The sequence below is a fragment of the Emticicia sp. TH156 genome (genome assembly GCF_002855535.1).
GTDB lineage: Bacteria > Bacteroidota > Bacteroidia > Cytophagales > Spirosomataceae > Emticicia > Emticicia fluvialis.
The window spans coordinates 51,221-67,120 of the sequence record NZ_PKRS01000016.1 but is presented as its reverse complement, the minus strand read 5'-3'; the positions used below and the strand labels follow the sequence as shown (position 1 = coordinate 67,120).

Genomic DNA, 15,900 nt, shown 5'->3' with positions numbered 1-15,900 from the left:
AAGACTACGATACCTGAAAATAGAAAATCCAATCTTTTACAGACTGGATTTCCTAAGCATCTCATCTTTTTGATGCAATTATCAAGGATGGCCTAAAAAGAAACGAGGCAATCTGAAAAGACTACCTCGTTTTTATTTTGGGTTTATACGCAAACTTTTAGAGTGTACGTTTAACCTCTTTAATTTCGAAACTCTCGATGGTATCTCCTACCTCAATATCATTGAAGCCTTTCACGCTCAAACCACACTCAAAATTGGTTTTCACTTCGTTCACATCATCTTTGAAACGTTTCAACTGCGATATTTCGCCTTCGTGAATAACAATACCCTCGCGGATAACCCGTACTTTATTGTTCCGTTTGATGCTACCATCGGTAACATAACAACCGGCTATAGTACCAACTTTACTAATCTTGAAGGTTTCTCTTACCTCAACGGTACCAACAATGGTTTCTTCTTCTTTAGGAGCAAGCAAGCCTTCCATTGCATCTTTAATTTCGTTGATGGCATCATATATGATAGAATAAAGTCTGATTTCTATTTCCTCCTGATCAGCTATTTTTCTGGCATTATTTGATGGACGCACCTGGAAACCAATGATAATGGCATCGGCAGTAGAAGCAAGGTTTACGTCTGATTCAGAAATCTGACCTACCCCTTTATGAATAATACTTACCTGTACCTCTTCTGTTGATAGTTTCAAAAGTGAGTCTGACAAGGCTTCTACAGAACCATCCACGTCACCTTTTACAATTACGTTCAACTGATGGAATGTACCGATTGCTTTACGACGGCCAATCTCTTCAAGCGTTATGTGTTTTCTTGCTCTCAAACTTTGCTCACGGATAATCTGCTCACGCTTGTTGGCAATTTCGCGTGCCTCACGTTCAGACTCCATCACATTAAACTTATCACCGGCTTGTGGCGCGCCCGGTAAGCCTAAAATCTGCACAGGAGTTGATGGCCCGGCCTCTTTTATCTTAACACCCAGGTCGTCAACCATTGCTCTTACGCGGCCAAAATATTGGCCTGCCAGAATAATGTCACCCACTTTAAGTTTACCGTTCTGTACCAGTATGGTAGCTACATAACCACGGCCTTTATCAAGCGAAGCCTCAATTACTGTACCAATAGCTGATCTTTCCGGATTCGCTTTCAGTTCAAGCAATTCTGCTTCAAGTAATACTTTATCAAGCAGGTCGCTGATACCTGTTCCTTGTTTGGCAGATACCTCCTGCTCTTGATACTTACCACCCCAGCTTTCAACCAGAATATTCTCTTTGGCAAGGTCTTCTCTGATTTTAGCAGGGTTTGCACCAGGCTTGTCAATTTTATTGATAGCAAATACAATAGGTACACCTGCATTTTGTGCGTGGTTAATAGCCTCTCGGGTTTGTGGCATCACGCTGTCGTCAGCGGCTACTACCACAATTACAACGTCGGTTACTTTGGCACCACGGGCACGCATGGCCGTAAAGGCCTCGTGACCCGGCGTATCAAGGAAAGTAATCTTCTTACCTTTGTTCGGGCCGTCTTTCATTTCTACCGAATATGCACCAATGTGCTGGGTAATACCCCCGGCTTCACCGGCTGCCACACGTGCACGACGGATATAGTCAAGTAACGAAGTTTTACCGTGGTCAACATGACCCATAATAGTAACAATCGGCGCTCTCGGGTCTATATCTGCCAGATTTTCATCTTTATCGATTACGTCAGACTGTACCTCTTCTTCGGCAGAAATAAACTGAACGTCAAAGTCAAAATCCAAGGCAAGCATTTGTATAGCCTCTGCATCCAGACGTTGATTAATGGATACAAACATACCCATCTTCATGGCTGCAGAAATAACCTCAGTAACAGACACATCCATCATAGAAGCCAACTCTGACGCCGAAATAAATTCAGTTACTTTCAGGATGTTGCTGTCTTCTTGCTCTTGTGCAATACGTTGCTCTTCCTGTTCAGCACGCATCTTGCGCTTATCCTTACGGTATTTTGCTCCAAAGTCAGGGCCTTTGGTTTGCATCCGAGCCATCGTTTGCTTGATTTGCTCTTTTACCTCGGTTTGAGACACCTCTTCCCTGCGTTCTTTTTTCTTCTTAGGGTCGGTACCTTTTTTGGCTGCAGCAGCGCCAGCAGCAACCGGAGCACCCGGCACTTTAGGTCTGGCAGCAGAATCTGCACTATCAACTTTTTCTGCCCTCTTTACGCGCTTACGCTTACGTTTACGTTTGGCATCGCGGTCTTCAGCCGAACCCGGGGTAGATTTTTTCTCAACAGGTAATTCAATTTTGCCTAAAACTTTTAACCCCTGAAGTTTTTCTCCTCTTGCCTGAATTAACTCTGGCTCAACCTCCTCTTCCTTAGGCGCCGGAGCAGCAGCAGGCTTCTTGTTAAGCGGCTGGCCTTGTTGCGGTCTTTGTTCAGCGGCAGGTCTGTTTTGTTGGTAACCGCCCTGGCCAGACTGCTGAGGTCTTGACCCCCGGTTCTGGTCTCTGTTACCCTGGCCTTGTCGGTCCTGACCGGGTCTGTCCTGACCGGGTCGTTCCTGACCGGGTCTATCCTGACCGGGTCTGTTTTGGTTCCAGTTTCCTGGTCTGTCCTGACCAGAACGTTCCTGAGCAGGTCGTTCCTGACCGTGTCTATCCAGACCGGGTCTATCCTGATTAGAACGCCCATGAGTGTTATCTCTATCCTGAGGATTATTACGGCCTTGAGGATATTCTCTTTTGGGCTGATTATCTTTGTTCTGCACATCTTGCGGTGCAGGAGTTGGTTCTTTAGCTACTTCGGCCGGTCTGGCCTCTGCTTTTGGCAGTTCAACAACCTTCGGCGATTCTTCCTTCGCTTCCGGCGCCTGCACGGGTTTATCATCTACTTTTGGTGGTGCAGCAACAGGCTTTTCGGCAACCTCTTTAAACTCTGCAACAGGCACTACCTCTGCTTTGGGTTTTTCTTCGGCAGCAGGTTCAGTCTTTTGAGGTTCTGGTGTTACTGGTGCAGATGGTTTTCTGTCCAGGTCAATTTTCCCTAAAACTACCGGCCCCTGCAGTTTTTGTTCTGCACGAATCGTTTCCACCTCTTTAACAGGAACAGGTTCAGGGCTTTTATCTGCTTTTTTCTCGTCACCTTTTGGTTGGTCTCTAAAATAAAGAATATCCGTATTACCTGATGCAGGTTTAGAATCCTCCACAGGTTTTGCAGCCACACTTTCTTCAAGCAAAGAGGAATTACTGAATTCTTTCGACAAGATATTCAATTGCTCGTAGTTAAGTTTGGCGTTAGGATTGTTATCAATACGATGCCCCTTATTAGCCAGTTTCTCTACGATGGTGGCAATACCAACGTTAAGTTTTTTGGCCGCAAGGCTTATTCGCATTTCTTTTTGTTCTATCATAAATTAAATTTAAAATCTGTTGAGTTATTTTGAGTTGCCGGATTTATCTAAGAAAGAATTTTAAAGACCTATACCAATCAGATAACACCATTTAATGGTCTGCTGTTCCTTAGTCTTATTCAAATTCTCTACTCAAAATTTCAAATACTTCGGCAATTGTTTCTTCTTCAAGCTCGGTACGACGGGCGATATCCTCTTTTGAAAGCGCCAGAACTGATTTCGCTGTGTCGAGACCAATCTTACGGAACTCATCAAGAATCCACTCCTCAATTTCGTCAGAGAACTCAGACAGGTCAACGTCTTCTTCCTCTTCCTCTCCTTCAAGGTCACGGAATACATCAAGCTCCATATTCACAAGTTTACCTGCCAGTTTAATATTCATACCACCTTTACCGATGGCTAAGGAAACCTGGTCTGGTTTCAGATAAACAGCAACTCTTTTCTTTTCATTATCTACCTGAATACTGCTGATTTTAGCCGGGCTAAGCGCTCTTGAAATCAAAAGATTCAGATTGTCAGTCCATTGAATAACATCAATATTCTCATTTTCGAGTTCACGCACAATTGTGTGGATACGAGAACCCTTCATACCTACACAGGCACCTACGGGGTCAATGCGGTCATCATAAGATTCCACAGCCACTTTAGCTCTTTCACCCGGCTCGCGAACAATTTTGCGTACTGATATAAGGCCATCAAGAATTTCAGGAATCTCCTGCTCAAATAAACGCTCAAGGAAAACCGGAGACGTTCGCGACAAAGTAATGCGGGGCGTTCCGTTATTCATTTCTACTTTATGAACAACTGCCTTAATACTGGTTCCTTTTCTTGGGCGGTCTTTCGGAATCTGCTCCGATTTCGGCAATACCAGTTCATTACTTTCAGCATCTAAACAAACAAGTTCTTTGCCAAGAATCTGATAAACTTCAACTATTATCAGCTCACCAACCAAATCTTTATATTTGGCATAAAGCATTTCTTTCTCAAGGTCCTTAATTTTCTGAATTAATGTCTGGCGTGCAGTTTGTACAACGCGACGCCCGAAATCTTCCAGTTTTACTTCATCAGCTACTTCTTCACCAATTTCAAAGTCGGGCTGAATCTTGCGGGCTTCAGACAACATAATTTTGTCAGGGTCCCAGATATCTTCAGAGTTGTCATCCACAATTTCACGTGTCCGCCACATTTCAAGGTCGCCGCTGTCGGCATTGATGATAACATCAAAATTATGGTCAGTACCGAATTTTTTACGAATCATTGTCCGGAACACATCCTCCAGAACTTTAATCATGGTTGGACGGTCAATGTTTTTTTCACGGGCAAATTCTGAAAACGATGCAATTAACTCTCCGCTGTGCATATTCTGTTCATGAGTTAGCGATTTTGTTGATTTAGTGAATGATTCGCTTCATTCATCAAAACTCATTAAATCAAATTTCTTAATTTTTTATTTTTATTTAAAGGAAATAACTACTTGTGCTTCTTTGATATTATCTAATGAAATAATTACTGGTTCTACAGGTTCATTTTTAGCTTTGCCTGTACGCTTTTTATCTTCAATGATGGTAATCTCCCGGTTAGCAAGACCCTCCAGTTTACCTTTCATTTCTTTTCCGTCATTTAGAACAACTTTTAATGTGCGGCCTACGTTTTTAAGGTACATCCTTTCACTTTTTAAGGGGAAATCAATGCCCGGCGACGACACCTCAAGGGTATATTTATCTGGCATAATTTCGTCCAGGTCTTTGCCCAGTTTACGGCTTATTTCACTGCATTGGTCAATCATAATTCCCTCATCAGAATCTAGCAAAACTGTCACTTTACTATTGATTCTGGACATAGAAACCTTGATATCTACCACAAAAAACTTATCGTTTTCTAGTAACGGTTGCAGAAGCTCCTCTATTTTCTGTTTGTAATCTGTGCTCATTTATTCAATTCTTCGCCCTTCTTCAGCCAAAATAGTTCTTACTTGTAACCAACGAAAAAAGGAGGGCTTCGCTCCTCCTTTTTCACAATTCTAACGCAAAGATAAAGAAATATTTCGTTTTTTGCAAATTTGGTTCTTAAATATGGCCTGTATATTCTCAAAATATTACTTTTTATAGTAATATGCTTGCGGCCATTATGAATAACTATACTAATTATTTATTTTTTTATTTCTTTGCACCCATTTACTGATAGTTTAACTACACCTGTAATCGCTTGAAAAATCTTTTATTTCATGAAAAAATTATTCCTGCTTTTCTTAATTCTTTGCACAATAGCCTGCAAAGACCATCCTGATACTGATAATTCGGCTCAAAGACTAAATCTACTTGCCGAAAAGTACATAAGGCTCGGCCTTACAATCGGACAATACGATGCCGACTTTGTTGACGCCTATTACGGACCAGATTCGCTCAAACCTACCGGGCTACCCAAAGCTAATTTTCCGAAAGACAGCCTCTTGCGTCAGGTAAATGGTCTTATCGGGCAATTAATTGAGTTCAATTCAACGGTAACAAATGACACCCTGGCCAAACGGGCCAAATGGATGAACAGCCAACTGATAGCATTTGGAAGAAGAATTAACATTTACTCGGGGAAATACCAGAGCTTTGATCAGGAATCGAAAGATTTGTTTGGGGTGGTTGCGCCTTCGTATCCTGAAAGCCATTACCAGCAGTTATTGGCCAGGCTAGACAGTCTTTTACCGGGGTCTGGCAGTGTTACGAGCCGCTTTGAAAAACTTGCCAGCCAGTTTGTTATTCCGAAAGCAAAAGTAGATACTGTGTTTAAAACTGCCATTGCCGAGGCACGCAAACGCACCCTGGCGCATTATGAGCTACCTGCCAATGAGCATTTCACGATTGAATACGTAACCGGAAAACCGTGGTCTGGCTATAACTGGTATCAGGGCAATTACCAGAGCAAAATTCAGATAAGTATAGATATGCCTATTTTTATAGAACGCGCCATAGACCTAGCCTGCCATGAGGGGTATCCGGGGCACCACGTATATAATATGCTGCTTGAAAAGAGCTTGTATAAAAATAAACATCAGGTAGAAATTGCTTTGTATCCGTTGTTTAGCCCGCAATCGTTAATTGCTGAAGGCAGCGCCTATTATGGTATAGAGGTGGCTTTTCCGGGTAGCGAAAAAAATAAGTTTCTGAAAGAAGTACTATTACCGCTGGCTGGTCTTAAAACTGAAAATACCGATTTGTATATGGAGGCGCTGGCGCTTAAATCGCGGTTGGCCTATGCACGTAATGAAGTAGCACGTGGTATAGTTGACGGTACTTTTAACCTGGCAGAGCAAACCAAATGGCTGAAAACGTACGGATTAAGAGAAGAAAACTTGTCTAAAAAAGATGTAGCCTTTATTAATAAGTATAGAAGTTACGTAATTAACTATAACTATGGGCAAGATATTGTTAAAACCTATATTGAATCTAAAGGCGGCACGGCCGATAACCCGGCTAAACGTTGGGAAGTGTTCAGATGGTTATTGAGTAATCAGGTTAGACCTGCAGATTTAATTGATACAAAAAAATGAGGCTGAAATTCAACAGCCTCATTTTATTTATCTAATCGTCAATTATCTATTCGGTTTATAAATCTTGTCTTCATTTGTATAACCGGCCTTTTTCAGATACCAGTCAGGATAATTACCGCCTGCGCTTTCTGACCAGGTTGAGAAGAAATTGTAGGCATCTGTAATAGGCTTGGTTTCGAATGGATATCTGAATTCAGAGTAGATATTCAACGCCCAAGGCATACCATTGGCAGTTTTATAATATTTGCCTGCACTTGTCGACGATTTGTCATTACCCGTACCCAGCAATGCCGGATTTGCCTTGCTTGTAGGCGCCTGATTAATCAGGTGAATTTCTTTTCCTCTTTCTGATGTTTTGAAAATAAAGGCATTATAAGGTGCCGAGCCTAGTGTACTTTTTTCGACCGGCGCATTAAAAACTATATTCATTCTTAAAGTATCGGTAGGCTCTATGTAAGCGCTTCCGGGAAGCGTATTGGCAAAGCCACTGGCAGACTTCATTTGTTTAAATGAATTATCAAATGCTATTACCGTTGCTAAAGACTGGCCGGCTTCTAGGCCATTTGCGGCAAGAGAGATTACCCCATCTTTAAGCGAATGACCCGTTACAGACTTAACCGCAGACGGCGCAATAGGCATCTGGAATCCCCAGCCGCAGGCAAATGTTGCCCCTATGGCTTTTACATAAGCTTTAAGGCCCATTTCAACCACCTGATTTCTGCCATTTAATACCTCTTTGAATTGATAGTTAACCACAAGGTCGTTCATGTCATAATCGCCCTTGTAAGGCCATAAATCTTCATAAGCCAGCGTACTATAGGTATTTTTGGTTGGCGTATAATTGTTAATTGCTTTGGTTGCATCTTCCGGATACTCGTCGTCATAATCATTAACGCCGTCTCCGTCTTTATCTGAAACATTATCAACAAGCGGGATACCGTTGGCATCAAATGCTTTAACCGGATTCGACATCGCATAGAAAATAGCATCGTTGAAGTCTTCATCACTGTTTTGTTCACGGTTTCTATCTTCAAAAGAAAGAATAAAACGATTGGTGGCAGGGTCGTTCAAGACAATAAAGTGGCGTCTTTTTAATGGGTCAGATTCAACATTAAAATCATCATGGCCATAAATTGCATTCAAACCCTTACCTACAGTTTTAGTGTTGGCGTCAAAAGCATTGGCCAAAAGCACAAAACCAATGGCAGTACCACCTGGGAATCTGCCGATTTTTACCCTGTCGCCCAAAGCAAGTCCACCGCCGCTTCCGGCATACGAAACATTCGGAAAAATGATATTAATCTTGCTGATATCTTTAATTTTTGTTGGCGGGTTATTAGGGTCAAAAGTATAATAACCCAGTGCATTCAGGTAACTTGCACCTTCGTGTACAAAAGTAATCCAGACATCTGCCAGTTCTTTTACATACAAGTAGTTTCTGTTACTTACTACCAGGTTTTCAGGATGCTTGGCCGCATAAGATTTACTTTCTGGCAAGGTCTGATTGACAGTTTTAAGAAACTCAGAAGTTACAATGTCTTTTTGAGGGTCAAGGTAGTTAGGTACACCAACGTTGTTCCAGGTACCCAGGTAGTCGTAGGGCGGGTAATCCTGTGCGCTTACTCTGGCGCCAAAAAAAGGCACCTGATTGGTTTGGTCAATACTACCGTAAGTTTTAGGGTTTTTACCACCAAATGTAACATTAACCGTATTATTCTTAACTTCAGTAACAATTTCAGAAGGCAAACCGATGAAACTCAATTGCAATGAAACCTTTTTAACATAAGTTGGTATTTTCTGGGTCATGGTCAGTAACCCGTTAGTACCAGTAATACCTTTGAAAAGAAGTTCGTTTTCAGGAGAACTGTAAACTGATACAACTATTCCTCTGATTGGGCCGTCGTTGTTATCAAAAGTACCAATCTCAAACTTAACATCTGCTGTGGTGTTAAATTCAAAACCTGCAGGGATATTCAGTTTATCAATGGCGGCTGTTGAATTATCGGCAGCTGTGGTAGGAGTTGGGGTATCCTCTCCGAACTTAGGCATACAGGAACTCAGTAACACTGAGATAACGATGGTCAGGAAACTAAGGCTTCTTTTCATTGCTTTAACAATTAATGATATTTGTGTCTCGGTAGTTTATTGCATACTGGTTGACACAAATTTTCATCATCAATTGAAAGCTCCGGAAGGTTTTTCGATAATTGGAAGAAAAAAAGGGTATAACGACTATTTTCAACCGACGAAAAAATGCCAGAAAACGCGTTTTCTGGCAAAAAAAACACTCCCGAAACAATAAATAAGACAATAAAAGAAAGCAATTATACAATTAAAATTATTTAACGGTACCAAAACAAGCCTTGATTTTATTTTACGGTCAATTCAAATATCAAACCTTATACCCTGTGCCAAGGGTAAAAGAGTACCATAATTGATAGTGTTTGTTTGCCTGCGCATATAGTTTTTCCAGGCATCAGAGCCACTCTCCCGGCCACCTCCGGTTTCTTTTTCGCCACCAAAAGCCCCGCCAATCTCGGCACCGGAAGTACCAATATTTACGTTGGCGATTCCGCAGTCTGACCCATTGGCAGATAAAAAGCGCTCAGCCTCTCTCACATTTAATGTGAAAATTGCAGAAGAAAGACCCTGAGGTACGGCGTTCTGGATCTCAATTGCCTGTTCAATGGTTCTGTATTTCATTACATATAAAATAGGAGCAAACGTTTCGTGGCATACCATAGTCGTTTGCTCTTCAACCTCAATAATAACGGGCTTCACATAACAGCCAGACTCATAGCCTGCCCCTGTTAAAATCCCGCTGTCGGTAAGTAATTTGCCACCCTCTTCAAGCGCGGTTTCTATGGCAGACAAATAGTTTTTTACCGCACCTGTGTCAATTAAAGGGCCAACGTGATTTTTGATGTCGAGCGGATTACCTATCCGAAGTTGTGAATAGGCCTTTACAAGACTATTTTTTACTTCTTCGTAAACACTTTCGTGCAAAATCAGTCGTCTGGTGGTAGTGCATCTTTGGCCTGCTGTGCCAACAGCGCCAAAAACAACTGCCGGAATAACCAGTTTCAAATCGGCATTTTCGGTTACTATTATGGCGTTATTGCCACCTAGTTCTAACAAACTCCTGCCCAGTCGATTGGCCACTGCGCTACCCACTGCCTTGCCCATCAGGGTAGACCCTGTGGCTGACACCAACGGAATCCGGGTATCGGAAGACAGCCACTCTCCTACTTTTCTATCACCTATCATAAGGCACGAAACACCCTCAGGAATATCATTATTCTTCAATACATCACGAATGATATTCTGACAGGCAATGGCCGAAAGCGGTGTTTTTTCAGAGGGTTTCCATACGCATACGTCGCCGCAAACCCATGCCAGCATTGCATTCCATGACCATACCGCTACCGGAAAATTAAAGGCCGAAATAATACCAACCACCCCCAGCGGATGCCATTGCTCATACATGCGGTGTTGCAGGCGTTCAGAATGCATACTTAGCCCATACAATTGTCTGGATAACCCTACTGCAAAATCACAGATATCTATCATTTCCTGCACTTCTCCCCAGCCTTCCTGCAAACTTTTGCCCATTTCATAGCTTACCAGCCTGCCCAGATTATCTTTATTTGCACGCAGTGCATCTCCCATCTGTCTTACTATTTCTCCTCTTTTCGGAGCCGGGACATTCCGCCAGATACTGAAGGCTTCTCCTGCCTTTATCATTACTTTTTCGTAATCGGCATGTGTTGCCTGACGAACCTTACCTATTAGGGCACCTTCAACTGGTGAGAACGAGCTGAGAACCTTTCCGGCTCCGGCCCACGATGCAACACCGGTGCTTACGCCTTCATTTATAGATTTTATACCCAGTGCTTTTAAGACTTTTTTCATTTCAGGTTTTGTTTGTTGAGTTAGCCGGCAAATATACAAATTGCTTATTTTAATAATATTGGCCAGCAATTAATATTTGAAACGCTTTTTAAATTAAAATCTTTTGCAAGTGTAAAAAAACAGCCTCACCCGTTTTAACGGAGTGAGGCTGAACAAAATTCAAATATCAATCAAATAAGTGGTTACTGAATCTTTGCAGCTTCTTTGTCACTTACGGCAGCAATTAAATCTGCTACCAGGCCTGTCCAGCCACATTGGTGGGCGGCTCCCAGACCAGCTCCGGTATCGCCATTAAAATATTCATAAAACAAGTATAAATCTTTAAAATGAACATCGTCGTCAAATTTACTATGTCCATTCATAGCCGGGCGCTTGTTATCTTTTCCGGCCATAAAAATATTAATGAGGCGTTGAGCTACCATCATGGTAGCTTCTTTGATTGACATAATATTGCCCGAATTGGTTGGGTACTCTATCTCAAAATCATCTCCATAATATTCATAAAATTTAAGCATTGAATCAATAATCAGGAAATTGATTGGAAACCAGATAGGCCCACGCCAGTTAGAATTTCCACCCATAATACTCAAATCAGATTCTGCCGGTGTGTATTGCACACTCAGAATCTCGCCATGCATATTAAATTTATATGGGTTTTCGTGATGCGATTTAGATAATGACCTTAAGCCGTAGTCAGACAGAAACTCGGCTTCGTCGAACATCCGTTTTACTACCATTTTCATGCGGTGCCCGCGCAACAAGGCAAGTAAATGGGTTGCACCCTTGCCTGGTTCATGCCATCTCGAAATCAAAGAAGCCAGGTCTGGACGGTTATTTAAAACCCACTCTACCCTACGTTTAAAGTCTGGCAGCTTGTCTAGCATATCTTCATCTAAAACCTCTACTGCACACAATGGAATTAGCCCAACGTAAGAACGGATTTTCATAAATATCGTTTCGCCATTCGGGGCATGCAGTTTGTCATAATAAAACTGGTCGCTTTCATCCCATAGCCCCAGGTCATTACCTTTTATGGGTCTGTTAATGGCTCCGGCTATGTGCAGAAAATGCTCAAAGAATTTAGAGGCCATATCCTGATAAACAGGCCGTTCAAGGGCAATTTCACAAGCAATTCGTAGCATATTCAGGGTGTACATGGCCATCCAGCCGGTGGCATCGGCCTGCTCCAGCTTTACCCCTGGTATCTGAGTGTTGCGGTCAAATACCCCAATGTTATCCAGCCCAAGAAAACCACCACCAAAAATATTGTTACCCTCTTCGTCTTTCTGGTTTACCCACCATGTAAAGTTCATTAACAGTTTATGAAAGACTTTCTCAAGAAACAAAATATCGCCTTTGCCGTTATTTTTTTTGTCAATTTCATAAACTTTCCAGGTTGCCCACGCGTGCACCGGAGGGTTTACGTCAGAGAAGTTCCACTCATAGGCAGGTAGCTGCCCGTTAGGGTGCATGTAGTATTCGCGCAGGATAACCGCCAGCTGCCTTTTGGCAAAGTCGGGGTCTATTCGGGCTAATGTAAGGGTATGAAAGGCCAGGTCCCAGGCCGCAAACCACGGATACTCCCATTTATCAGGCATTGACAATATATTTGCCATATATGCGTGTTTCCAGGTATGATTACGCTGGTATGCCCTGCCTTTAAACTCAAACGGCATTTTAGGGTCGCCGTTGGTCCACTCGTTTATATTATAGTAATAAAACTGCTTGTTCCACATCATACCGGCAAATGCCTGCCGCTGTATTCGGCGCAGTTCTTCTGAATTTACGTTTTTCTGTACCTCAGCATAAAAATCTTCCGCATCCTGGATTCTTTCCTCAAAAATATCATCAAAATCCTGAAACGGTTTATTCAGCTTGTTCTGGCTGAACCTTAGCCTGACCGTAAATGAGTCGCCCCCTTCAATGGTACGCGTATATCTGGCAGCTGCCTTAGAACCTATCTTGTTCGGATTAACATACTTATCTTTTCCGGTAATCACATAATTGCTGATTCCGTCTTTTACGTACATGGTATTGTTGGGCTTTCCGAAAACACGTTCCATATTGGTTTCGTTTTCGCAGAAAAGCAGCTCGTCGGCTTCGTCCAGATATAATTTGTATTTGCCTACCATGTGGTGATTGGCCTCTATCTGAGAATTGGCAATTCCGGTAAGCATCGGCTTTTGCTTAAAATTCTCGTATCCCCACGACCACGTATTTCTGAACCATATAGTTGGCAGAATAGTTAACCTGGCAGCCTTTGCCCCACGATTATGGGCAGTTAATTTAATTAGCACATCGGTTTCATCTGCTTTGGCGTATTCAATAAAAATATCAAAGTACTCGTCGTTGTCAAAAATCCCGGTTTCTAAAATCTCAAACTCAGGGTCTTTTCTGGACCTCCGCTGGTTTTCTTCAATAATGCGTTTATACGGAAACTCATTATGAGGATACTTGTAGAGCATCTTCATATATGAGTGCGTGGGGGTGCTGTCCAGGTAATAATAGAGTTCTTTGACATCCTCTCCGTGATTACCCTCTGAACCTGCAAGCCCGTATAATCTTTCTTTTACAATTTTATCCTGATGATTCCAGAACGAAAAGGCGATACACATAAACTGCTTGTTATCTGATATGCCACCGATGCCATCTTCGCCCCAACGATAGGCCCACGAGCGAGCCATATCATGAGAAACGTAGTCCCAGGTACTGCCATAAACACTGTAATCTTCTCGCACTGTTCCCCATTGTCTTTCCGACAGGTAGGGACCCCATCGCTTCCATCCTTTGTTATCTTTTCTTAGGTTAAGTCTTATCTTCTCCGCCAGTTCAGTCATGATAGGTTTGTTTAGGTGGTATTTGCAAAAATAGAAAAAAATGCAAAAGATGAAATGTATGGTATTTAATGAATTGTAAAAATTAAAAAACTTGTTGCTTTAATACAAAGGAGATTTCGGCAGAATCCAGAATTTTTAAATTAACATTCGCTGCTCATCATTAGCAGCACAAATGTACTTTAAACAATTGGTTATCAGGCGGCATTAGTGAAAACGGTCTTTTCTTACTTCAAGCGTTTTCATGATTTCAGCCTCCTGCTCAAGAAACCTTACCCACCTTTCTCTGACCTGCTCTTTTGGCATGTATTCCTCTGCCAGTTCTATAAAGTTTCTGTAATGCCCTGCTTCAGATATCATCAGTTCATGATAAAACTTCCTGAGGCTTTCGTCAGCAATGTTTTCTGAAAGCAACTTGAAACGTTCTGCACTACGCGCCTCAATTAAAGCACATATCAATAGCTGCTCCATTAGCCTGATGCCGTTGTCAGAAGTTTTAGTGATACAGGCCTGAAGTTTCTCTACATATTCATCTTTCCTTTTATGAGACAGTTTAATGCCCCTTTTGCGCATTTCTTTTAGTACTCTTTGAAAATGCCCCCATTCTTCTGCAACTACAGGCGTAAGGGTTTCAACCAGTTTTTCTTTTTCCGGATACCTTACAATGAGCGATATACAAGAAGAAGCCGCCTTTTGCTCGCAAAAAGCATGGTCTATCAGAATATCGGCCAGGTTCATTTCTGCAATATCAACCCAACGTGGGTCAGTAGGTAATTTTAGGCCTAAAGTAGTTAGAGATTGCATTTATTAACTTTTGTTAAAATTAAGCGTGCTTATGCTTAACCCGGCTCTTATGTTTGCCTTGGTTCATTGGGTTTCTGGCAAATCAGTATTATTTTTTGGTGCTTAAAATTTTCAGTTGCAAACAAATAAGTGTCGCCACCGTCTCTTAAGCCAAGTTTCTTTTTTACTTCTTCTGCCTTTAGAGGAAAATTTCTTGTACTTACATTTGCCTGGTTGCTATTCAGATGTGCGAGCACCTCACTTTTATCGAATCGGCAAACCGACTGGCAGGCAAAAACTCTACCAGGAAAATCCTTTATAAGTGTTTCAGATGTATACAGATGGCTGTTGCCAGAGAGTTTATTCAGTCCGTACTTTTGAGCTATGCTTTTAAATGCTCCGGCTTTAAGTACTGCAGCATTGGGTTCATATATATAGCCCAAAGGCAAACTAAACTGCACCTCAGCTATTTGCTCTGTCTCATAATTAAAGCTAAAGGTTTGCCAGTGATTATTGGTTAAATTGGCAGCTGTAATTTTAGCATGGCCGTTGGGTTTATGGCACAAAAAAAGTAGCTCTTTTACTTCATTGTCTACTGCTACAATGTGCACCTCAGCCACCGTTTCCAGCTGAGACATGGCCAGCTTTATATCCAGCATGGGCGAATATTTTATTAAATAGCTGGATAATTCATGCTTTATCTGTAATAAATCTGGCTCACAATCTTCAATTTTAAAAACTTTGTTTTTTGAAGCGTCTCTTCTGGCTGGGTCTATATAAAAGTGCGTATCGGCAGCCAGACTTGCAGCAGACAAAAACTGAACCGCGTCTGCATTAACCACTTTTATGTTATTAAGCCCCAACGTTTTAAAATTGCTGGCTGCTATTTCGGTAAGGCTTTTGTTTCTTTCAACGTAAATGACCGACTGATGATTGCTGGCAAACGCTGCGCTGTCTACTCCCATTCCGCCTGTCAGGTCAATTAAATTCGGGTATCCGGCATTAAAAAAAAGTCGGGCCTTGTATTCTGCAGTAGCCTCAGACGAAGACTGCTCTACAGAAAGAGGTGCAGGGTAAATGATATCCGGATTGGCATACCAACCCGGCAGTTTAAATTTTGCTTTTTGCCTGGCTACCCACTGGTCGGCTACCAGCTGCAAAAAGTCAGTCTTCAGTTTATCCGGATTTTTCAGAACATACGCCTGAATATCTGCAATTTGCAACTGCCATGCTTTATCTCTTGCGAGCCTGAGTGTTTCAATGTTCATCTACTTAGCTTTTTCGTCCTGCTACCACAATTTAGCAGTAAAATTAAAAGAATTAGACAGCCCCGACAAATGAAACTTGCGGTTTAGCAGTTGCCCGCCCAATAAAAACTTTATTGCCTGGCACTCATTACAAAACCTAAAAAATGGTTAAATTGCACGTAG

At 42.0% G+C, this 15,900-nt stretch carries 9 protein-coding genes; 1 reads left to right on the top strand and 8 read right to left on the bottom strand.

The window, feature by feature from the left end:
- Nucleotides 1-157: 157 nt before the first annotated feature.
- The 3 genes from infB to rimP all read right to left on the bottom strand — a co-directional run bounded on the left by infB (nucleotide 158) and on the right by rimP (nucleotide 5,330).
- Entirely contained in the window at nucleotides 158-3,400 is a 3,243-nt protein-coding gene (gene infB / locus C0V77_RS21965) for a translation initiation factor IF-2 (protein WP_101728547.1), read from the bottom strand.
- 115 nt (nucleotides 3,401-3,515) lie between these two features.
- Nucleotides 3,516-4,760, bottom strand: coding sequence for a transcription termination factor NusA (gene nusA, locus C0V77_RS21960; RefSeq protein ID WP_101728546.1), 1,245 nt, complete (start codon nucleotides 4,758-4,760; stop codon nucleotides 3,516-3,518).
- Between the two features lie 93 nt (nucleotides 4,761-4,853).
- Nucleotides 4,854-5,330, bottom strand: coding sequence for a ribosome maturation factor RimP (rimP, locus tag C0V77_RS21955; protein WP_101728545.1), 477 nt, complete (start codon nucleotides 5,328-5,330; stop codon nucleotides 4,854-4,856).
- A 294-nt stretch (nucleotides 5,331-5,624) separates the two neighbouring features.
- Here rimP and C0V77_RS21950 point away from each other — a divergent pair, with 294 nt between their 5' ends.
- Nucleotides 5,625-6,941, top strand: coding sequence for a hypothetical protein (locus tag C0V77_RS21950; protein WP_101728544.1), 1,317 nt, complete (start codon nucleotides 5,625-5,627; stop codon nucleotides 6,939-6,941).
- A gap of 42 nt (nucleotides 6,942-6,983) precedes the next feature.
- Here the strand turns inward: C0V77_RS21950 and C0V77_RS21945 are convergent, their stop codons facing one another.
- From C0V77_RS21945 to C0V77_RS21925, 5 genes are all read right to left on the bottom strand, one after another.
- Nucleotides 6,984-9,047, bottom strand: a complete 2,064-nt coding sequence (locus tag C0V77_RS21945; RefSeq protein ID WP_101728543.1) for an LruC domain-containing protein — start codon at nucleotides 9,045-9,047, stop codon at nucleotides 6,984-6,986.
- A 279-nt stretch (nucleotides 9,048-9,326) separates the two neighbouring features.
- Nucleotides 9,327-10,853: an aldehyde dehydrogenase family protein gene (locus C0V77_RS21940; RefSeq protein WP_101728548.1), complete on the bottom strand. Its 1,527-nt coding sequence runs from the start codon at nucleotides 10,851-10,853 to the stop codon at nucleotides 9,327-9,329.
- 182 nt (nucleotides 10,854-11,035) lie between these two features.
- Nucleotides 11,036-13,690 (bottom strand): MGH1-like glycoside hydrolase domain-containing protein, encoded by a 2,655-nt coding sequence (locus C0V77_RS21935; RefSeq protein ID WP_101728542.1) that lies wholly within the window; start codon nucleotides 13,688-13,690, stop codon nucleotides 11,036-11,038.
- 204 nt (nucleotides 13,691-13,894) lie between these two features.
- Nucleotides 13,895-14,491, bottom strand: coding sequence for a tRNA-(ms[2]io[6]A)-hydroxylase (locus C0V77_RS21930; RefSeq protein ID WP_101728541.1), 597 nt, complete (start codon nucleotides 14,489-14,491; stop codon nucleotides 13,895-13,897).
- Between the two features lie 47 nt (nucleotides 14,492-14,538).
- Nucleotides 14,539-15,738 carry a THUMP-like domain-containing protein gene (locus C0V77_RS21925; RefSeq protein WP_101728540.1) on the bottom strand — a complete coding sequence of 400 codons (1,200 nt, stop codon included), beginning with the start codon at nucleotides 15,736-15,738 and terminating at the stop codon, nucleotides 14,539-14,541.
- Nucleotides 15,739-15,900: the final 162 nt, after the last annotated feature.